18 protein-coding genes, 1 tRNA gene and 1 pseudogene are annotated in these 20,498 nt (G+C 53.6%); 13 read left to right on the forward strand and 7 right to left on the reverse strand.

Annotated features, from left to right (window positions below):
• The first annotated feature begins 3 nt into the window (after positions 1-3).
• The 4 genes from brxL to ACU6TU_RS03220 all read left to right on the forward strand — a co-directional run bounded on the left by brxL (position 4) and on the right by ACU6TU_RS03220 (position 2,939).
• Positions 4-2,094: a BREX system Lon protease-like protein BrxL gene (gene brxL / locus ACU6TU_RS03205; protein WP_447143148.1), complete on the forward strand. Its 2,091-nt coding sequence runs from the start codon at positions 4-6 to the stop codon at positions 2,092-2,094.
• A 62-nt stretch (positions 2,095-2,156) separates the two neighbouring features.
• Entirely contained in the window at positions 2,157-2,294 is a 138-nt protein-coding gene (locus tag ACU6TU_RS03210) for a hypothetical protein (protein ID WP_447143149.1), read from the forward strand.
• Complete coding sequence (locus ACU6TU_RS03215; protein ID WP_447143150.1) at positions 2,295-2,471, forward strand: hypothetical protein; 177 nt, start codon at positions 2,295-2,297, stop codon at positions 2,469-2,471.
• Between the two features lie 75 nt (positions 2,472-2,546).
• The gene (locus tag ACU6TU_RS03220; RefSeq protein ID WP_447143151.1) at positions 2,547-2,939 is read left to right on the forward strand and encodes a hypothetical protein; all 393 of its coding nucleotides are present in this window, start codon (positions 2,547-2,549) and stop codon (positions 2,937-2,939) included.
• Between the two features lie 447 nt (positions 2,940-3,386).
• On the opposite strand, the pseudogene ACU6TU_RS03225 reads toward ACU6TU_RS03220, so the two are convergent.
• Positions 3,387-4,191 (reverse strand): annotated as a pseudogene (locus ACU6TU_RS03225) (IS5 family transposase).
• Between the two features lie 12 nt (positions 4,192-4,203).
• The gene (locus ACU6TU_RS03230) at positions 4,204-4,812 is read right to left on the reverse strand and encodes a hypothetical protein (protein ID WP_447143152.1); all 609 of its coding nucleotides are present in this window, start codon (positions 4,810-4,812) and stop codon (positions 4,204-4,206) included.
• A gap of 177 nt (positions 4,813-4,989) precedes the next feature.
• Here ACU6TU_RS03230 and ACU6TU_RS03235 point away from each other — a divergent pair, with 177 nt between their 5' ends.
• The 3 genes from ACU6TU_RS03235 (at position 4,990) to ACU6TU_RS03245 (ending at position 9,415) form a co-directional block, all read left to right on the forward strand.
• Complete coding sequence (locus ACU6TU_RS03235) at positions 4,990-6,909, forward strand: hypothetical protein (RefSeq protein ID WP_447143153.1); 1,920 nt, start codon at positions 4,990-4,992, stop codon at positions 6,907-6,909.
• A gap of 129 nt (positions 6,910-7,038) precedes the next feature.
• Positions 7,039-8,199 carry an ATP-binding protein gene (locus tag ACU6TU_RS03240; RefSeq protein ID WP_447143154.1) on the forward strand — a complete coding sequence of 387 codons (1,161 nt, stop codon included), beginning with the start codon at positions 7,039-7,041 and terminating at the stop codon, positions 8,197-8,199.
• Positions 8,192-9,415, forward strand: a complete 1,224-nt coding sequence (locus tag ACU6TU_RS03245; RefSeq protein WP_447143155.1) for a vWA domain-containing protein — start codon at positions 8,192-8,194, stop codon at positions 9,413-9,415. Before ACU6TU_RS03240 ends, ACU6TU_RS03245 begins: the two co-directional genes overlap by 8 nt.
• Before the next feature lie 76 nt (positions 9,416-9,491).
• Here ACU6TU_RS03245 and ACU6TU_RS03250 read toward each other — a convergent pair whose 3' ends face one another.
• The 3 genes from ACU6TU_RS03250 to ACU6TU_RS03260 are packed head-to-tail and all read right to left on the reverse strand — an operon-like array spanning position 9,492 to position 11,899.
• The gene (locus ACU6TU_RS03250; protein ID WP_447143156.1) at positions 9,492-10,442 is read right to left on the reverse strand and encodes a TraI domain-containing protein; all 951 of its coding nucleotides are present in this window, start codon (positions 10,440-10,442) and stop codon (positions 9,492-9,494) included.
• The gene (locus tag ACU6TU_RS03255) at positions 10,429-11,667 is read right to left on the reverse strand and encodes a tyrosine-type recombinase/integrase (RefSeq protein ID WP_447143157.1); all 1,239 of its coding nucleotides are present in this window, start codon (positions 11,665-11,667) and stop codon (positions 10,429-10,431) included. The genes ACU6TU_RS03250 and ACU6TU_RS03255 overlap by 14 nt, the downstream gene beginning before the upstream one ends.
• Positions 11,660-11,899 carry a hypothetical protein gene (locus tag ACU6TU_RS03260; RefSeq protein WP_447143158.1) on the reverse strand — a complete coding sequence of 80 codons (240 nt, stop codon included), beginning with the start codon at positions 11,897-11,899 and terminating at the stop codon, positions 11,660-11,662. The genes ACU6TU_RS03255 and ACU6TU_RS03260 overlap by 8 nt, the downstream gene beginning before the upstream one ends.
• Positions 11,900-12,021: 122 nt before the next feature.
• Between ACU6TU_RS03260 and ACU6TU_RS03265 the strand changes: the two genes are divergently transcribed.
• Complete coding sequence (locus ACU6TU_RS03265) at positions 12,022-12,282, forward strand: helix-turn-helix domain-containing protein (RefSeq protein WP_447143159.1); 261 nt, start codon at positions 12,022-12,024, stop codon at positions 12,280-12,282.
• Between the two features lie 176 nt (positions 12,283-12,458).
• Here ACU6TU_RS03265 and ACU6TU_RS03270 read toward each other — a convergent pair.
• Positions 12,459-12,535, reverse strand: a tRNA-Met gene (locus tag ACU6TU_RS03270).
• Positions 12,536-12,921: 386 nt separating this feature from the next.
• On the opposite strand from ACU6TU_RS03270, the gene phbB reads away from it, so the two are divergent.
• The gene (gene phbB, locus ACU6TU_RS03275; RefSeq protein ID WP_447143160.1) at positions 12,922-13,668 is read left to right on the forward strand and encodes an acetoacetyl-CoA reductase; all 747 of its coding nucleotides are present in this window, start codon (positions 12,922-12,924) and stop codon (positions 13,666-13,668) included.
• A gap of 116 nt (positions 13,669-13,784) precedes the next feature.
• Here the strand turns inward: phbB and ACU6TU_RS03280 are convergent, their stop codons facing one another.
• Positions 13,785-16,598, reverse strand: coding sequence for a DUF349 domain-containing protein (locus ACU6TU_RS03280; RefSeq protein ID WP_447143161.1), 2,814 nt, complete (start codon positions 16,596-16,598; stop codon positions 13,785-13,787).
• A gap of 187 nt (positions 16,599-16,785) precedes the next feature.
• Here ACU6TU_RS03280 and minC point away from each other — a divergent pair, with 187 nt between their 5' ends.
• The 4 genes from minC (at position 16,786) to sbcB (ending at position 20,470) form a co-directional block, all read left to right on the forward strand.
• On the forward strand, positions 16,786-17,565 hold the full coding sequence (gene minC, locus ACU6TU_RS03285; RefSeq protein ID WP_447143162.1) for a septum site-determining protein MinC: 780 nt from the start codon (positions 16,786-16,788) through the stop codon (positions 17,563-17,565).
• A gap of 305 nt (positions 17,566-17,870) precedes the next feature.
• Positions 17,871-18,692 carry a septum site-determining protein MinD gene (minD, locus tag ACU6TU_RS03290; RefSeq protein ID WP_447143163.1) on the forward strand — a complete coding sequence of 274 codons (822 nt, stop codon included), beginning with the start codon at positions 17,871-17,873 and terminating at the stop codon, positions 18,690-18,692.
• Positions 18,689-18,940: a cell division topological specificity factor MinE gene (gene minE, locus ACU6TU_RS03295; protein WP_100819289.1), complete on the forward strand. Its 252-nt coding sequence runs from the start codon at positions 18,689-18,691 to the stop codon at positions 18,938-18,940. The genes minD and minE overlap by 4 nt, the downstream gene beginning before the upstream one ends.
• Before the next feature lie 33 nt (positions 18,941-18,973).
• Positions 18,974-20,470, forward strand: a complete 1,497-nt coding sequence (gene sbcB / locus ACU6TU_RS03300; protein ID WP_447143164.1) for an exodeoxyribonuclease I — start codon at positions 18,974-18,976, stop codon at positions 20,468-20,470.
• The last annotated feature ends 28 nt before the right edge of the window (positions 20,471-20,498 follow it).

Here is a 20,498-nt window from a genome sequence, read left to right on the forward strand (position 1 = left end):
GTGATGGATAAACAGGATAAAGCGATGACGGATCTGAACACGAAAATATGCGATGTATTCCCCGGCCTTGTTGTGCGCAAGGACCTGGTAAAAACCGTTAAGGGGAATGCGATCGTACCGTCCTACGTGTTGGAGTACCTATTAGGCCAATATTGCGCCACCAATGATGAAGACAGTATCCAAAGTGGTATTCAGACGGTTAAGGAAATTCTGGCCAAACACTACGTCCATCGCAACGAGGCGGGGCTGGTCCGTTCAACTATCCGGGAGAAAGGGCGCCACAAGGTCATCGATAAGGTAACGGTTGCCCTCAATGATAAGAAGGACTGTTACGAAACTGAATTTGCAAACCTGGGTATCAAGAAAGTCCTGATCGACTCAGGCACCGTCAAACAGCATCCAAAGCTGCTTGTCGGTGGTGTTTGGGTGATCGCGGACGTTGAGTACGAACATACTGAAGGCAAAGATGCAGTGCCCTGGATCCTCGGGTCGTTGAAGCCGATCCAGATGTCTCATTTCAATTACGAGGAATATCTGGCGGCACGTAGTCAGTTTACCCTGGACGAGTGGATTGATGTGCTGGTTCAAAGTGTTGGCTTTAATCCTGAGTACTTTGGCGAGCGCAGCAAGCTGACACAGCTGGTGCGACTCATTCCGTTCTGTGAGCGCAACTACAATCTGATTGAATTAGGCCCGAAAGGTACCGGTAAATCACATATCTATTCCGAGTTCTCACCCCACGGCATTCTGATCTCTGGGGGGGAAGTCTCGGTACCCAAGCTGTTTGTTAACAACTCAAACGGCAAAATTGGTCTCGTTGGGTACTGGGATACCGTGGCGTTCGATGAGTTTGCGGGCAAGCAGAAGAAGGTGGATAAGGCACTCGTGGACATCATGAAGAACTACATGGCCAACAAGTCGTTCTCTCGTGGTGTCGAGACTCTTGGTGCTGATGCTTCGATGACATTTGTGGGTAATACTGAACACAGTCTGCCGTATATGCTCAAGCACTCTAACCTGTTTGAGGCCCTACCGGATAAGTTCTACGACTCGGCGTTTCTGGATCGTTTGCACTTTTACGTACCTGGCTGGGAAGTGGATATTATCCGTGGCGAAATGTTCTCCTCGGGATACGGTTTTGTGGTCGATTACCTCGCAGAGATTCTACGCCACCTGCGCAACCAGGATTTCTCGGATCAGTACAAAGAACATTTTACACTCTCATCAGATATTTCGACACGAGACCGCGATGGCATCAGCAAAACCTTTTCTGGCTTGATGAAGATTCTGTTCCCACAGGGCGGTGCATCCAAGGACGAAATTGAGCGGATATTGCGGTTCTCTATGGAAGGACGTAAGCGCGTCAAAGATCAGCTGATGCGTCTTGATACCACCTATGCGGATGTCGATTTCAGTTACGCCGATGAGTCCGGCAAAAAGGATGAAGTTAAAACTCTGGAAGAGCTTGAGTACCCGCGTTACTTCCATCAGGTGGTAGAAACCGGAGACGATGTGTTAACAGAGCTTTCCACTGAACAGGAAGAGTCAAGCGTAGTAAGCTCAACCACGTATGTACAAAGCCACCAACAGGTTCAGCCAAGCGCTCTCGAAGAAAAGCATGTTGTGATTATGGAGAATCAACGCGGAGTAAGCTTCGACAATCTGTTCGGGCCCTATTTGCGAGGTGCGACTCATATAACCATTACTGACCCTTACATTCGTCTTTTCTATCAGGCTCGCAACCTGATGGAGCTGATGGAAACCATTGTCAAGATTAAGCCTGAGGGTGATGAAGTGGTTGCCAGCCTCGTAACAGTTGAAGATGAGTTCAAAGGGGAGCAGCAACGCGATTGGTTGGATCAGATTCAGAGCGCTATGTACTCTGTCGGTATCAAATTCGGATACTCATTTAGCAACTCGGGCAGCCAACATGCACGCCATATCGTGACTGATCATGGTTGGAAAATCTCACTTGATCGGGGCTTGGATATCTTCCAACAGTACAATATGAACGATGCGTTTCAGCTGGCCAACCGGCTGCAAAGTCAGAGGCCATGTAAGGCCTTTGAGGTCACTTATATTAAATTATATTAATGTTTTTAAGGTGAATTTATATTGAGTACGCGCAGCGAGGCACCTTTAGCGACGAGAGAAGCTTGCAGATCGCTCTGAACGATTTTGAAATCAATCAACTACGTCAAGGCTATTTCGGCATGACGATGGTGGAGCAGGCTGGTTTGGCCGGGATGCAAGGCGCGATGTTCGGCGTCAACTATCTTGTCCGGTCATCCTAATTGTCGCCGAACAGCGCGATCAGTATGCTGGATCTGCCGAGTGATGTGCATGCCGCTGATGTTTACGTCTATGGAGATGAGTGGGGACCGTGGTTGGAAGCAGGGTTCTATTTACCGGGACAGCAGCGGGAGCGGGTGATAGAGCAGGTGGAGCAAGTGTCGGTTGAGGATTTTTGATAGAGGCTGAATAATTTTAAGAAAATAATTGGCTGACGTCAGTGTCTGGTTTATGACGGAGTAAAGGTGCCTATCATGCTATCTGAAGAGCAATATCAGATCGAAAAGCTTGCTAACGAAAATGCCAAGCTCAGAGATGAAATAGATGAGAGAGATAAAAGAATCGAGCAGCTTGAGCAACTGCTTGTAAAAGGCGAGCGTGTCAAAAATGCTGCCAAGAAATTAAAAAAAAATAGCGTTAAAAGCACTAAAAATATATCTGCTAAAAAGCAACCGCCGCTAAAGACATATCAAAATTGCCAGCGTTGTGGGGTTCGCTTATCCGAGCCAAAACCCGGTAAGAAATTTTGTGGTAGACATCAAAAAATAGAAAGTGAGGAGGCTAAAAGCCAACGTGGCTGGCTAAGCAATTACAGTAAAATTACAATTTATCAAGGGGGGCAACCCGGTGGTGGCCGTAAGAGATAATCATATAATATATTTATTATGTGATTAAATGAAAGTAACTGTTCAGCTCAAGCCGCCTGATTCATCTCGTCCTGCTGCATGAATGCTAGCACTTCATCGGCAAACAACTGCTCCAGTGCCGTGTGTTGCCGACAGGCCCTGTTTGACGGACGTCGAGAGGAGGCTGTCATCGACGCGTACTGACACTTGAGCTTGAATCAGGTACTCAGCTGAAGTTGGCCTTTGGCCAGGGAATGGGCTATTGGCAATGTCATTCGATGGTCTATGGGTTGAAACGCTTTGATTTCACCCAGTCAGTGGAAGGGCAAGGGGGAAGTCAAGCAGGTGCGGGAGAGCTGGAATGTCGTCTCGTTACGTAATATTGGCGAGTGGCCAACTGATATGGCGCTATATGAAGTAACGTCATAAGTGCCTATTCAAAATTAATCGTGCTACTTAGAGCTTATTTCAAAACTGTCTTTTGAGGCGATTAAAACAAATCAGCGAACATCCGATTAACGTGAACGCATAGTGTATATCGGTGCGCCGCTCGTACCGTGTTGCAAGTCGTCTCATTTGCTCCAGCCAGGCAAAGGGTGCGTTCCACTACCCAGCGATGACGCCCCAAGCGCTGCGTGTCCTCCACACCACGTCTGGCTATACGCACCTGAATATGCCGTCGACGACAGGCACGACGACAGCGTGCAAAGTCATAGGCCTTATCGGCGTGAAGCTTGGTTGGCCTTCGACGTGGGCGACCAGATCGACCTGCAACAGGTTTTACCGTGTCCAATAGAACAGATAAAGGAATTCTGTCATGCATATTGGCACCTGATAGAACAACCGCCAAAGGTGTTCCTTGTCGGTCAGTCAGTAGGTGCCGTTTTGTACCGGGTCTTCCGCGATCTGTTGGGTTTGGCCCAGTGGCAGATCCTCTTTTTTTGCCTTAATGGAAGCGCTATCCATGCAGGCACGGTCCCAGTCGAGTTGTTCGGCTTCCTGTAAATGCCTCAGCAACGTCTGGTGAAGCTTTTCCCAGACACCAGCTTCGTGCCAATCACGAAGTCGTCGCCAACAGGTTACACCGGAACCGCATCCCATTTCCTGTCGCAACATCTCCTAGGGGGATGCCTGATTTGAGTACAAACAGAATGCCTGTCAAAGCGGCACGATTAGAAACACGTGGCCTACCCCCTTCGGGTTTGGATGGTTCAGGAGGCAAAAGCGGCTCGACAATGTTCCAGAGCTCATCAGGTACGATTTTCTTAGCCATAATGGATTGAGCTTAGGATATTAATACCTCTTCCAGCAGTAACAAACGCAGCGGGATAAGGTCTTCATGTGTGACCTCACCGTCCAGAGTGTCGCGGGTCAAAGTCAGTCGCTGACCGTCCAGCAGTGCCTGTTCAACCGTTAACTGAACGTTTTCTGGGGCTGTCGGCGGTTCCGGGCGGAGAGAGTCCGGCAAGTAACGAATCAGCTGACGATAATGAGCGAGCTGTCGGTCAGGTACATTGTTCAGGGTACCGTGAGCCTGTTCCCACCAATCATTCAGGCGATGCATTACGCTGCGCGGCAGGCGACTTCTGGCTTGCTCTTCCAATACGACAAGTGCCATGGCGATATCGGCGTCATTCAGGAGAACTTCCGGGATAAGACCCCGTTGTGAGCGTAGTGACCATTGGTTTGTGCGTTTGTTGAGGCCCTGTTTTTCCTGGCATGTGATGGCCTGGGGGAAAATGTCGCCCAGCGTAATGAGGTCACGCTCATAGGTGCGCTGATCGACGGGAAACCGTTCACTCAAGTGCTGGTGTATCTCGCCTGCGGTGAGGGGGCGACGTTGTGCAGCCATGTAACGCAAAATGGCCCAATGTCGTTTCAGTTGCTGACTCATCGCGGACCCCTTGATTCATGGTGTTAAATAATGAATTAAGGTTAACAGAAGGCGATAGGCTTGCTGGCCACAAAAATTTTCTCGAATGGCTTTCTCGAATGACTTTCGGGCTTACCGACACAATACGTCGCACCGTGCAGTTAGGCTGTCATCTGTTGATCAGCAACGGGAGGCAGCATGACTACATTGACGCTGGATAGCCTTGGCGGCACCGCATTGCGCGGTGCGGTGGGCAATCGGAATGAAGGTCGCTGGCTAGTGCTGGCAGAACCTGATCTGCGTGCCCTGGACCTTCATGATGACCCTCACCTGGAAGTGCTGGACTTGCGCGCCTGTGGTGAGCAGGACGTTCTACACCTGCAGTTGGATCAGTTGCCAAGCCTGCGTGATATTTATTTGCCGGTACTGAGTAGCGGTGCTGTTCTTCACCGATTCAACTTGAGCATGCCGCCTACGTTGATGGTTCATGGGCGCGTCAATGAGTTTGATGCGAATTGGCAAGCGTGTACCTTGCGCCTGTGTGCTGAAGGGACGCCCTGGGCGCAATTGCGCGTGTTGGGCAGTCATGCCCGGATGCATGATCTGGTGTTGGCACATTGCTGGCCAAAGACGTGCCCTTCAGCTGATCAAGAGGCAGCGCTTTCTTCCCACTCGCTCACTGTTGTTTTGAGTGGGGATAGCTTGCCGGCACGGCTGCATTTATCCGGCAAGGGGCAGTGGTGGCTTGCCGATGCCTCACAGGTGACATCGCTGGTGATTGATGGCCCGCGACAGGTGCATGTCGGTGAAGCATCTAAACTGGAAACGCTGACGATACGTTCGCCGGGACGCTGTGATGTCGAGGGGGCGGACGTATTGGAGCAAGTGCAAGGAGCAACGCAAAAGGCGCGTGAACACGCCTCGGAACCGATACCGCTGACGGTGTGCCACCAGAGGGGCAAGCAGTTGACACTGCGAGGTGCAATGTCGTCACTGACTCTGCTTGATGGTTGGGGGCACGTGCAGCTGCATGCACCGGCCTTGACGAGCCTGTCTCTTGGCTGGGCCAAACACCTGGCGCTTTATCAGTGTGGAAAAATTGACAGGATCGTCTTGCCGGATGGCCTGCCGGTAGATTGCCACGGTGAGGTGCCGACGCCGCTATTGAACCAAGCGCGCTTCTTTATCGATGAATCGACATTAAAGCAAAGCCTGCTACGCCTTGAGGCCGGAGAGTTATCCCTTTTAGAAGGCGTGCTTAATGTGCTTTCCCAGCGTTATGCGCCTCAGGCGGCATTTCATAGCCTGAGCACGCTGTATTATCTGGCTGAGCAAGGCATTGATTTATCAGCACTGTGGCAGTGTCGTCGGACATTGAGTGCCTGGCAGCGACAGGGAGGGAGAAAACGCAAGCGTCCTGAGTTGCTGGACGCGGATTATGCGCGAGCAGATAGCTTCTGGGGATGGGATCTGCCGGTGGATCGTCTTGAGGAAGGCATAAGCGCTGATCTGCATCTCTGGGCGCTGTGCGCGCCGGAAAGCAAAGAGGCTCGGGGTTTTCGCAAGACGCTGCTGAATGACGGTCAGAAGCGTGATCAGCTGGGTTATATCTTGCGCGCTGCTACTCGCGAAAACCCATCGTCTGCCTTGATAACGCTCGCGCTGGAAATATTGGCAATGCTGTACGCTGATCGTGCCTGGCCGCAAATGACACTGCCGGAAAGGCAAGCCGGTGCGGCACGCTACCTGCCACGTTTGCTCAGGGTGGCAGAGAATCATGGCCAGCGTCAGGCGGTGATGCATGCCATTGTTGAACTGACACCGTGGGAAGATGTTCCGCAGCAGTTGGGGGCACTGCGAGATGCGTATCCTGGCGCAGGGCGTGCATTGATGATGGTTCTGGCGAATCAGCCGGATCGTTGGTGGCGTTGGAAGCTGCCGGATTATACGTCTCGCCAGCAGCGTGATGCCCTGCGCCAGGCACTGACTCAGCAGGCGCTGATGCCATCCGGGCATCCTCTGGACGCGCTGAAGGAGGCGGTAGCGCCATCTGATAACGCCATGGATGTGGACGATTATCTCAATATGCCACTCAGCAGTGTGCGTTATCGTATTTGATCCTATCTCTGGAACATTTCAGGGTCTTCATCCAGTGACCAGCTGAGGTAAACAGGCATGGCAACGACATGGAATGTCGCATTGGCCGATTAGACTGTTGGTATTCACGATGACGCCAGGAGACGCCCCATGTACGCGACAACCAATCAGGCCATGACACTTCTAAACCATCAGCTGCAACAGCTGGCGCAGGACCCGGCGTTAGCCACGCATTTGCCGCCGCTGATGCTGTGGGGCGCGCCGGGTGTGGGCAAGAGTACGATTGTCCGCCAAGTGGCCGAGCAGCAGGGCATCGGCTTTATTGATATCCGCTTGGCCCAGCGCGAGCCCGTCGACCTGCGCGGCCTGCCGGTACCGGATACTGAACGTGGCGTGGTTGACTGGCTGCTGGCCGGGGAATGGCCGCGCGATCCGGATAGCCGTGGCATCCTGCTGTTTGATGAACTGACCGCGGCGGACCGTAGCCTGCAGGTGGCGGCCTATGAACTGATTCTGGACCGCCGCCTGGGGGATCTCTATCGCCTGCCACCGGGTTGGCTGGTGGTGGCCGCGGGTAATCACAGTGGCGACCGTGCAGTGGCACAGACGTTTTCCAGTGCGCTGGCCAACCGCTTTTGCCATCTTAACCTGGAACCTGACCTGGACAGCTGGACGCGCTGGGCCCGTGGCCAGGGTCTCCACCCGGATGTGATCGCCTTTCTGCGCTTTCGCCCTGAATGCTTCTTTTCTATGGAAGGGGGTGTGGAGCAAGGCTGGCCCAGCCCACGCAGCTGGGAGCGTGTCGCGCGCTCGCTTAGCCAGGCGAGCCAATTGTCCGAGGATATCCAGGCGCTGGTGGTGCACGGCCTGGTCGGGCAGGGAGTCGCCACCGAGTTCTTGGCCTTTCGTGGTTGGGCGCGGAAGCTGCCTGATATTCCCGCCATGCTGGCGGGCAAGGCCCCGATTAAGATCCCTGAGCGGGCCGATCAGCGTTATGCCTTCTGTGCCGGTCTGGCAAATGCTGTGTGGAAAGGGTTGGACGATGATGCGCTGCAGAATGACAAGGCCAATACCCGTCTGGCGCGTTTCTTTGCGATCAGTGAGGCGCTAACATCGGATTTTGCGACGCTGGTGTTGCTGGATGCGATGCAAGGGGAGAATGAGGTATCCACCCAGGCTCGCACCCTGGCGTTGTTCAGTCATCCCGCCTTTGACGCATGGAGTGACCAACACGGAGAGGTGTTTCAGCAGCATCTCGGTGATCAGCCCCTCGGCGCAGTGACGGCTGAGAAGGAGTTGTTTGATGCCTGATATTCTTCGTCAACGGCCCAATAGTTTACAGGCGGGTGGGCCTCGTGGTCCTGATGCGCAGGAAAACCGGCTTAAAAAGCGCATGCAGCAGGTCTGCGAGGCAGATCGTGCCTGGTTGCTGACCAGCCAGCCTTTTACGGCCAAGCTGCTCATGCAGCTGCAGCTGATCGCGGTGGTCGATAGCCGCCTGCCCACGGCGGGCACGGATGGGGAAAGCATCTTCTTCAATGCGGCCTTTATGGCCGGGCGCAGTGAGGCTGACCGCCGATTTATTCTTGCCCATGAGGTTTGGCACTGTGCGCTGGGCCATCATCGTCGCCAGTTCCAGCGTGATGCCAGGCGTTGGAATAACGCCTGTGATTATGAAGTTAACGCCTTGCTCAAGGAGGCGCTGGGGCATTGCCCGCGAGACGCCTTGTTCAAACGCAGCTTTCAAGGGCAATCAGCGGAGCAGATCTATGCCCAGCTCAGCCAGCAGGAACCCCTGCGCGGCCAAACGTTGGATGTCCATGATTTGCAAGGCGCTCTCCATGAATTGCCAACGTCCGTTCATGACCCTGACTTTGCGCCTCGCCCCGTCAGTGCCGAAAACGCCCGCGGTTGGGAGCAGCGGCTGGTGGCCACGGCACAACAAATCGAGCGCCAGCAGGGCAACCTGCCGGGGCATGTGGCCAGGCTGATCGAGCGTTTGCGTCAGCCAGTGATTCCATGGCAACAGGTGTTGGCGCAGTTCATCCATGCCACCCTCAGAGGTAACCGCCAATGGCTGCCGCCGTCACGTCGACATGTGTACCGTGGGTTGTATCTGCCCAGCCAGCGCAGTCAGTCGCTGTCTCTGGCGGTAGTGATTGATACCAGCGGTAGTTGCCAGCGAGATCTGCCGCATTTTCTCTCTGAGCTGCGTGGCATTCTGGGTAGCTGCGACCGGGTGAGTCTGGAGGTCATCGAATTTGATACCCGTATCACCCAGCGGCGTTGCCTGGATGAAGGTCAACTGCATGAGCTTGCCCAATGGCGCTCTCGTGGCGGCGGGGGCAGTGATATCCGGCCGGTGTTTGAAGCACTGACTCGCACACCGCCTGAACTAATGGTGGTGCTGACCGATGGATTTATTTCGGCACCGACACAGGCAGCGCCTTATCCAGTAATCTGGTGCCTGACCGAGCACGGACGGGCACCGGTGAAGTGGGGCAGCGCATTGCGCTTGTCAGCTTAGGCTTGGCATAACCTGCAGAATGAAAAAAGCCGCCAAGTGCTGTTACTGGCGGCGTTTCAAGTTTTGCAATCGCGCTTTACAGCGGCAGTGCATTAAGATCCGGTCGCCAGAAGGCTTGATGATGCGTGCGTCTGAACCCCCAACCAGCGCCTTGCTTGAACACGCGCCGTTCGTTATCTGCCATGGCGCTTTGACCATCGGCATCGCGAAGGTAACGGGCCAGCGCCATCGCTGCAGGCTTTCCATAACGTGCGCCGGGAGACGCTGCCGTTAGCATGTGGCGCAACATCAATGAAAGTTCCCGTGCCTGTTGATCAAGGTAAGCAAAGCCCTGGGCGCAGGCTTCCAGTGTCAGGTCATCGTGATGGCAGAGTTTCCAGGCGGCGTTCGGTTTTCCCTTTGAGTCATAGGTAAAGGTTTTACCGATGTCATGTAGCAGCCCTGCGACAAAACATGTCTCTTGAATGATACGTGGCTGAGCGGTGTCGTTCAGACGCAACATCGCAACGGTGTTATTCGCGACTTCCAGTGAGTGCTGTAACAACCCACCTGCATAGGCATGGTGATTGTTGAGACTGGCAGGAGCATTCAAAAAAGACTCCAGGCGATCCGGTTTCTCCAGTACCCGTCGCAGACACTCCTTCAAATGCACAGACTTCAGCGATTGTGTTGTCGTAACCAACTGGTCGAACGCGTCTGGAACCGGGCAATAAATTCTTGGCAGTGACTGGAACGGTGGTAATGCCTGGATTTCATCAGGCGCTGCTGCACGAAACGCCTGGATCATGAAATGCCCCGTGACGGACTTGACGCCGGTAGCGGTCACGTGGTCCAGATGCGTGATACCGTCGGGCGGATTTGTCAGTGTCAGATTCAACCAGGCGATATGGTCACCCTGGCAATCACTTAGCCGTATTTTCAGGAACGGAGTGTTGGCATCGTCGAAGACCACCATCCTTCCCGTTAGTCGATAGGTGCCCGAAAAAGAACGTGTCAGATGCGCAGGAAGAGTATCAAGCCTGGACATGGTCAGACTCCTTGGCCGGTTGGATAGGGTCGGTGTTGCCCAGCAGTCGCTCAAACGCAGAGCCATCCATACGAGTGGCATTGGGTACGTAGCGTGAATACACCTTGAAAAGCATTTCTGTGGAGCTATGCCCAAGGATTCTGGCCACCCATTCCGGGTTCTCTCCTGAGGCAAGAAAAAGCGTCGCCGCTGTATGGCGTGTCTGATAGGGCCGGCGTTTGTTCAGACCCAATGCCCTGAGTAAGGGATACCACACTCGCTTGGTCACGTTGTTGTGATCCAACGGTTGTCCTTTCTGATTACAGAAGACGTAGCCGCTTTGATGACCGGTCGCTTTGTACTGGGTCTTGAGCGCCTCGAACACCTGGCCGAACATGGGGATCTCGCGTTGAGAACCATCGGTCTTGGTGTACTCCGTTTCGCCATTGATCAGCGTTTCGCGGACCAGAATTTCACGCCTAGCGAAATCAACATGCTTCCATTTTAAACCGTCAATTTCGCCGGTGCGCATGCCAGTAAAAAATCGAACAGTGTAATAGTTCCGGTAGTCAGGACGTACATTGTCGATAATGCGATGTACCTCGCGTAACGAAAACGGCTCGATATGAGTTTTCTGCAGTTTTAGCGGTTTGATGTTCTTGTACGGCGTCTCGAACTCAAAGCGCTCGGCAGCCTCGTCCAATACCATGCGCAGGATAGCCATATGGCTGTTGATGGTTTTGGGCGACACAGTGCCATTGGGGCCGCGTCCTTTGCGTTTTGCCAGCCTGGCGCGAAAGGCCATGATGGTGGCCTTGGTTATCTCCCCGATCGGCTTCTTTCCAAAGGCCGGCAGCAGCGAACTATCCAGGATTGAAGTGACATTGCGCACATGGGATGCCCGCCATTGGATCCTGCTCTCTTCAAGCCACTGTGTGGCGAAGTCGCTGAAGAGGGGTGTTTCCATTGTCTTTTGTGAAGATGTGTCTGAAAGCCCCGGTGTCGCCGCTTTTTGAGACGCTTCGTCCAGACCCAGCTTGCACAAGTTTTTGCTGTTAGGGAAAAAGTCGGCGTAGTTAAATTCTCCAAGCAGCATTTTTGCTTCCATGCGCTTGAGCAGGTTCTCAAGTTGCTTACGATTTTTGGGAGTATCATCCAAAAGTGTCTGTTCACGAAAACGCTGCCCGTCGTACCTAAAATCGATGAACAGCTTGTTGCTCTCTTTCCGAGCTCGGACCTTACCCATGACACACTCCCCCATTGGCCATAGGGATTGTAATATCGTTGCTTGAGTCACGGTTTTTCAGCATCTCCTCCTGAATAGCCTCCCAGATGTAGAGAATTTTCCGACGGCCAAATGGACGAATGTAATGAGTGCCTTCGATCAAGACACTATCCTTGAGTTGCTGGCGGATGGTGCGCGCGTCGTATTTGATTCGAGCGGCTAGCTCTTCCGTTGTAAGGAAAGTGACATCCATGCGATCATCTCCTCTGAAGTGATCATTTGATAATACTTTTAATCGTTCGAGAGTAAATATAATCGCATAAATGATAATTTCAAGTATTTTTTGATAATTTAAATGATTAATTGAGGCTTGGAATGATTCGCTACCATTTAAGAGAGCTTATAGCTGATAAGGAATTCAATGAGAGGCGACGAATTACGATAGGGGAAATTTCGAAAGAAACAGGGATCAACAGGATGACGCTGTCAAAAATCATCAATCATCCAGGCCATAGCACGGTGACAGATAATCTGGACAAGCTCTGCTATTACTTTGACTGCGATATCGAGCGGCTCGTCACTCATATCAAGGAGTTTAGTGAAGGGTTAGAAGGGGAAGGGTTGAGTGTTGAATAAATCAACGAAGATAAGTGAAGTTTTGCTGGTGCCTGACGGTCAACCACAACGTCTGTCAGATTTGAGCAGATTAAATTTTGGGCACTGGATGGGCACAATTTGGGCACAGCGCTTTTTGGGATGACAGACATAAAAAAAGGCAGACCAGTAAGTTACTGATCTGCCTTCGAAAATATTGGTAGCGGGGACCGGATTTGAACCGATGACCTTCGGGTTATGAGCCCGACGAGCTACCAGACTGCTCCACCCCGCATCAACGTGTGGCGTATTCTACAGATTTATTTCCCTGCGTCAAGCGAGCATTACCAACTTTTGCCGTATAGGCGTCACGATCATATTGCTGCAACATATTTGATGTTAAAACTAATTAATAACTTGTGTCTGTCCGGTCACTGTGTCGTGATATTGGAATGTGCTCTGGATATGAGGCAATGAACAGGAAGGGTAAGCAGGGTGCGTTCGGTAGACAGTTGGCGCAGCCACTATATCTTCTGTTAGGTTCAAACTGTCAGCATGCCTTAAACCAATAATTGCAAACGGGCATGCTGCAGATTCTGGCGCTGATGCGCTATTTCGCAATGGCTTGCTATTTATGCTGCTTAGCAGAACAAGCTATTTGTAATTTCAGGGAGGTAGTCAATGGCCAATCAAGCCCCCGTCGCCTGGGTAACTGGTGGAACCGGTGGTATCGGTTCGGCAATTTGTCGTTCACTGGCAGATGCTGGTTATCAGGTAGTTGCTGGGTATCATAACCCCGAGAAAGCGAAAACGTGGTTGGAAGCTCAACAAGCAAGTGGCTATCAGAATATTGCGCTTTCCGGCGTTGATCTTGCTGATTTCAACGCCTGCCTGGAAGGCGCGCGTGCTATCGAAGCGGAACATGGGCCGATCAGTGTGTTAGTTAACTGTGCCGGTATCACCCGAGATGGCACCTTGAAAAAAATGTCACACGAACAATGGAGCGAAGTAATTGACACTAACCTCAACAGTGTTTTCAACACGTGTCGGGGTGTGATCGAAAGCATGTTGGAGCATGGCTACGGCCGCATTATCAATATTTCGTCGATCAATGGCCGGAAAGGGCAGTTTGGTCAGGCGAACTATGCGGCTGCGAAGGCGGGTATGCACGGGTTGACGATGTCACTGGCGCAGGAAACGGCGACGAAAGGCATCACGGTCAATACGATTTCGCCCGGCTATATCGCCACTGATATGATAATGAAAATTCCCGAGAAGGTACGCGAAGCCATTCGCGAAACCATTCCGGTCAAACGTTACGGCACGCCAGAAGAAATTGGTCGCTTGGTAACTTTCCTGGCCGATAAAGAGTCAGGCTTTATTACCGGCGCCAATATTGATATCAACGGCGGTCAGTTCATGGGCTGAGCGTTTTTGGTTCATTGGATGCAAGGCTGGGTTCACACAGTGCCTGGTTTCAAGTAATAACTGCAGTATAAAAACGGGAGGCGAAAGCCTCCCGTTGTGCGTTTTGACGTGCCTGTTCAGGGCGGTGGTAGACGCGATAAGCGGCTCAGCAGATCGTCAAATTCGTTGATCGCTGCCTGCCAGAGCGAACGAGGCATAGGCCCAAGTGCTAGCAGGGCCGACAGAATGGACATCAGCTCCTCTTCCCGGCTGCGCTCCTGCTGCAGGCCTTCGTTGAGACGTTCCACCTGAATCGCCAATCTGAGTGGTTCATCGTGCTGTTTAACGCGGCCCAGCGTGAGTAGTGAAAGGTGCACGCGCAGTTTCGCTAACTCTTCCTCTAAGACATCGTTGCGGATGGTAGTGCCTTGGCGGCGACGCTGGTTGCGTTCCTGGTGGGCGTTTTTGAACGCTGCGGGCAGAGGGTGATCCAGTGCTTCCTGTGCATTGACTTCTGGTGTGGGGTCGTCATCTTTGCCGGCTTCCAGCATTTGCTGGTCGGCGTCCAGGTGCGCGTTCACTAACGGAAGGATGGATTGCCACTGCTGAACTCTGGCAGCAAGAGAAAGGCGATTCAGGCGTTCGCGCCTGGCACGCACAATACCACTGAGTCGCTTTTGCATGCCGTCGCCGCGTCGACTGCGGGGAAGTGGCTCCAAAGCGTCGGCCTCACTAAGAAAGGCGTCGAGTGTGGCAGCGTCGTCAATGTGGCTGGGTTGCCAGGCGTCAAGACGTTCAATCAGATCTTGCATCGCATCCAGGCGTTGCTGCTGGCGGGAAAGCTGTTCGGAATGATGGGCATCCCGTTGGGCAAAGAGATGGTCGCAGGCTTGGCGGAATGCTTTCCACAATGCCTGTTCCTGGCCTTTAGGTGCTCTTCCCAGGTGGCGCCATTGTTGCTGCAGCGCTTTTGCCTGACGCGTGCGTTCGGCAATAGGCAAGTCGTTCTGCTGGCTGAGCGCCTGAACCTGCTCGACCATTGCCTGTTTCTGATCGGCAATGGTCTGGGCGCGTTCATCAATCAGTGCTTGCAGACGGTGGCGCACCTTGCCAAAGCGCCGTCCGATCGGTTCAGCGTCATCACGGGGTACCGGTGAATAATGCCGCCACTGATGGCGAGCCTTGTCGCGAATCTCGCGCAACACATCAGGGTCGGCATCGGTGGCAGGTTGTTCGAGCAGTGCTTCAAGTTGCTCACACATGGCAACGCGTGAGGCCAGGTTGTTCTGGCGTTCCTGGGTGAGGTGTTCACGCCAGGGCTTAAGCCGTTCATGAATACGGTCAGAGGCGCTACGGAAGCGGGTGGAAAGCTCTCGGTTTGCGGCGGCGTCACCCAGTGATTTCCATTCCTTGACCAGCTGACGGTGATGCTGATCAAGTGCTGCTTCCGCCATATGCTGATCATCTGCGAGGGCTTCGATGCTCTCACACAGTTGCAGACGTTTGGGGCCAGCAACAAAGCCGCGCCAGTCACGCAATTCGGCGAGTCGCGCGCCAAGATGTTTGAAGTGGGCCGTCAGGTTTCTGGTTGAGCGCTGATCAAGTGCATCAACCTCGGGTTTTAGGCGTTGATGCAGGCGGCTGGCGCTTTTGAAAGCCCCACGTTCCAGCAGGTTCTCAAGGTTATTGAGTTCCTGGTTGATTGCTTCTAACGATGCGTTGCTGGCAGACGGCTGCTCGTCTTCAGCTTTCTGTGTGGCTAGCGCTGTACGTGCCTCTTGAAGCAGTGCCGGTGAGGATAACGTCTCGGGCCATCGGCAAGCCTTGAGGTGGCTGCGTATCTGAGCAAGGTCTTCATCCGCCAGTGCCTGTGTGATTAACGGCGCGAAGGTTTCCCAGCGTTCCCAGGCGTTAATGGTCTGTTCGTAGTGCTTGATAGCGCTCGTATGGCGCTGGCGTAGACGCTCACTCGGTGGGTGAGTATCTGAAAGTGTTTGCCAGCGTTGAGCAAAGAGACGGTGTTGGGCGCGTAGGCTGTCAATGTCCTGAGCGGTCAGCTCAAGACAGTGCTGTAAGCCTTCAAGGCTTTCTTCAAGCCCTTCCAGCAATTGTTCGCGAGTTTCCTCTGCAATGGCTTGCTGTTGCTCTTCATAAGCCCGTTCACGTTCTTTTGCATCGTGGTCGTGCAGAGTTTTCTGACAGGTGAGCAGGGCGTTCTGGTAACGCTTTTCCTGTGTTGCATCGGCAAACTGCTCGCCCTGTTGCCATTCGCGTTCAAGGTGTCGCAGGCGGCCGCTATAAATCGGCTCCCACGGCCGTTTTGCCAGTTGCTCAAGGGCGCTGAGAATGTCTTCACGTTTTTGATGCTGGGCTTTTTCCCACTCAGCATCTTCTTTAAACGCATTTAAGCGCTCACGAGCCAGGCGGGTTACCTGACGGTCGCGATGGGATTCTTTCAGCAGGCGCTTCAGGCCTTGCTCACTGACAACACGTTCTGCCGCCCGATGGCGAACGTTGGCAACGCCGTTGTGACATGCCTGTTGCACGATATCCTCTTCGCTTTGCAGTTTTTCAAGGGCTGCAAGGCGCAGGTCAAGGTTATCGCCAGCATAGGCGACGGCATGCAGTAGCCGCGTATCCGAGATAGTATCCAACAGGCGACGACGCTCTGTTAGGTCCACATGGCCGAGTTCGCCGCTCAGGCGTTGGGCGGTGGCATCGAACCAGGTGTTACTGGCGTGTTGGGTGTAGCCGTTAATCAGCCCGTTCAGGTCATCCAGCGCACACAGTGCCGCCAGACGAATATCGGGCTGGCTATCGTCTGACAGTGCTTTTAATGCCTGCTGCTGATCGGGTTGGGTTGGGTCCAGGCGAGAAAGCGCCTGACGGCGTACCTCGTGGTCGGGGTGTTGCCACCGCGGGGCGAAAAGACGTCGTAACAGTCCGTGCATGGATCATCCTGGGTCGAGGCCTAGCGTTAAAAAAGTTTATCGAAAGCGTTTGGCGGTTGCAGTCACCGGCGCTGTCGCTTAGCTTTGTCTATCATATAGTCGGTGTTGCAAAAAAGGTGTGCCACCGCTGGGGCGTGTTTTATCACGCAATATCTATTTTATCTGATCAAAACATGGAGTTTCGGCCATGAGTCTCAAAGCGGATAATGCCGACGTGGCCTTCACTTTCAAAGGTGGCATGCTGCCTATGACCGTGATGGAGTTGAGCAGCGCCGACCCCGAGCAAATTCGTCAGCAGCTTCAGGGAAAGTTGTCTCAGTCGCCCGCTTTTTTCCAGCATACACCGGTTGTGCTTAGCGTGGAAAAGTTGGATGCGCCGAATTTGGCACTTGAGCGTATCTGTGCGGTTTGCCGCGATCACAAATTACTGCCGGTGGCGGTGCGTGGTGGGGCTGACCCGGTTCGCCAGTCCGCCTGGGCGCTCGGGCTTGGCTGGTTTGCGCCGGTTGAGAACGAGCGAGCGCGGCGTCTGACGAGCGTGGATGGCAGTGCCGGAGCACAAGCAAGCCGCGAAGAGGCGCAGGTCGATGTCGTGGCGGATGCTCCTGAGGCAGTCTCAGACACCCCTCTGGAGCAGGTCAGTACGCGACTTTATCGTGGAACCGTGCGCTCAGGTCAGCAGGTTAGCGCTGCCGAGGGTGACCTGATCGTGATTGGTGCGGTCAACGCCGGTGCGGAAGTGTTGGCCGGCGGAAGTATCCATGTTTATGGCGCTCTGCGCGGGCGCGCCCTTGCAGGTATTCACGGTAACTTGTCAGCCGGTATTTATTGCCGCGAGCTTGAAGCGGAACTGCTCTCGGTAGCCGGTAACTATAAACGTTTGGAAGATGTTGATTCCCGTCTGCTTGGCTCACCCGCCCAGGTTCACTACAGCCGCGAACAGCTAGAGATCAAGCCGCTTGCCTGATCGGCCCGCTCCTGACGCTGAAAGGAACGTATAGAAAGTGAATTACGCATGATAGGGAACGCTGTGGCATGCCTTGGGTCAGTATGTTGCAGTGCGATGTGCGTTATCCACTGATGGTTTTTCGTATTCAGCCAAGGGGGCGATAACGTAATATACATATTGATCTTGAGCGTTTCGACACGGTGTCTTACCAAATGCAGCACATATAGTCGCGCGACAAGCAATCTTACAAAGCCGTTCAAGACGCAGATGATGGAACAGCGTTAATGTGTCAACGGCGAATGATATTAAAAAGGATGGGTATCTTGGCCAAAATCATTGTAGTTACTTCAGGTAAAGGTGGTGTGGGTAAAACCACCAGTGCCGCCGCCATCGCCACGGGTCTTGCAATGCGTGGCCAGAAAACGGTGGTTATTGATTTCGATGTGGGTCTGCGTAATCTGGACTTGATCATGGGGTGTGAGCGGCGTGTTGTTTATGACCTGGTGAATGTTATTCAGGGCGAAGCAGGCCTCAACCAGGCGTTGATTCGTGACAAGCGGGTGGAAAACCTGTTTATTCTGCCTGCCTCTCAAACCCGCGATAAAGATGCGCTTACCAAGGAAGGTGTGGCGGAAGTCCTTGAAAAGCTGAAAGACGAATTTGATTACATTCTGTGTGATTCTCCGGCGGGTATTGAACGTGGCGCCCAGCTGGCCATGTACTTTGCTGATGAAGCGGTGGTTGTGACCAACCCGGAAGTATCATCAGTACGCGATTCAGACCGTATCATCGGGCTGCTTGCATCCAAAACTCGGCGTGCTGAACAAGGGGATGATCCGATTCGTGAACACCTGCTGGTGACGCGTTACAACCCTGAACGCGTTTCCAGTGGCGACATGCTGACACTGGAAGATATCCGCGAAATTCTGGCGATTAATCTGCTGGGCCTGATTCCGGAATCCGAAGCCGTGTTGCGTGCCTCGAACCAGGGTGTTCCCGTCACTCACGACAATTCAAGCGATGCCGGTATGGCGTATGCGGACACCGTGTCGCGCTTGCTTGGTGAAGATGTCCCGTTGCGCTTTCACCAGTCCCAGAAAAAAGGACTTCTGACACGCATGTTCGGGGGAGGAGGTCGTCGATGAAACTTATGGAATTTCTGAAGCGTGAGCGTAAGAAATCCGCTTCAGTGGCGAAAGAGCGCCTGCAGATCATTGTGGCGCATCAGCGTAGCCAGCGAGGTCAGCCGGACTATATGCCGATGCTGGAGCGCGAGCTGCTGGAAGTGATTCGTCGTTATGTTCAGATTGATGACGATGCCGTTCAGATCTCGCTGGACAGTGAAGACAACTGTTCTGTGCTTGAGCTTAACGTTACGCTGCCCAAATCATAATTTATTCAAGTTCGACGTGGAGTACGGTGTTTCATGGCGCCACCTGACAAGGTTCCGAGCAGTTTTCTCTGGCATGATTACGAAACCTTCGGGGCGGATACACGGCGAGATCGGCCGGCCCAGTTTGCGGCCATTCGCACGGATGCCTCACTGAATGAAATTGGTGAGCCCATTGAGCTGTACTGCAAGCCTGCGGATGATTATCTGCCTCATCCTGCTGCTTGCCTGATTACGGGGATCACCCCGCAGCGGGCACAGCGCCGCGGGCTGCCTGAGGGCGAGTTTGCTGGCGAGGTTCTGCGCTGCATGAACGTGCCGGGCACTTGTGTCGTGGGCTACAACAGCCTGCGTTTCGATGATGAAATTTCCCGTCATCTGTTCTATCGCAACCTGCTTGACCCGTATGCACGGGAATGGCAGAACGGCAATTCCCGCTGGGATCTGATTGATGTGGTTCGCGCGTTCTATGCACTTCGTCCCGCTGGCATAGAATGGCCATTGCGAGACGATGGTGCGCCAAGCTTCAAGCTGGAAGATCTGACGGCGGCCAATGGTATCGAGCACGCGGGTGCCCATGATGCACTGACGGATGTGCGCGCGACTATCGCATTGGCGCGTAAACTTCGGGCGTGCAACGCGAACCTGTTTGATTATCTGCTTGGGCTGCGCGGCAAGCGTGCGGTCAGTAAACTGCTGGATTTGCCGCATGCCAAGCCGTTGGTGCATATTTCCCGTCGCTACCCCGCCAGTCGGGCTTGCAGTGCGCTGGTAATGCCGTTGGCTGAGCATCCGACCAACCCGAACGGCGTGATTGTTTATGACCTGAGCGTTGAGCCGGGAGAGTTGCTGAGCCTGTCGGCTGAGCAGGTGCGTGAGCGGGTTTTTGTCAGCCAACAGGATCTTGCTGAAGGTGAAACGCGTATTCCGCTTAAAGTCATTCATATTAACCGCTGCCCGGTGGTGTTTCCTTCCAACGCTTTGAAAGACGTGGAAGGACCGCACAAAGGTGAGTATGGCGCCATTGTTGAGCGTCTCGGGCTGGATGTAGATGCCTGCAGGCAGCATTGGAAAACCCTGAATGCTCACAAAGCAGAAGTCGCCACCAAGGTGGCAGAGGTATTTCAGCAGACCTTTGCCGATGAGCCCAAAGACCCGGACCTGATGCTCTACAGCGGTGCCTTTTTTTCCGCAGCGGATCGCCAGGCCATGGAGCGCGTGCGCAGTCTCCCTGCGTGGGATCTGGTGGGGCAGCGGTTTCCTTTTCAGGACCCGCGTCTGGAAGAAATGCTGTTTCGCTATCGGGCGCGCAGCTACCCGGAAACACTTGAGGGTGAGGAACTCGCGCAGTGGGAAGCGTTTCGATGGTCACGCCTAAATGATCCCGCGCTGGCAGGGTTCACGCTGAAGGATTTTGCCCGTGAAATTGAAGGGTATAATCAGCAGACATTAAGCGATCATCAGCGCCAGATTCTGGAAGAGCTGGTGATGTACGTTGAGTCGATCCTACCGGCTCAGGCATTTGATGCCTGAGCCGTTGGTGCTATGTTTATCGAGACAT

The sequence above is a fragment of the Halomonas sp. LS-001 genome, from assembly GCF_052983955.1.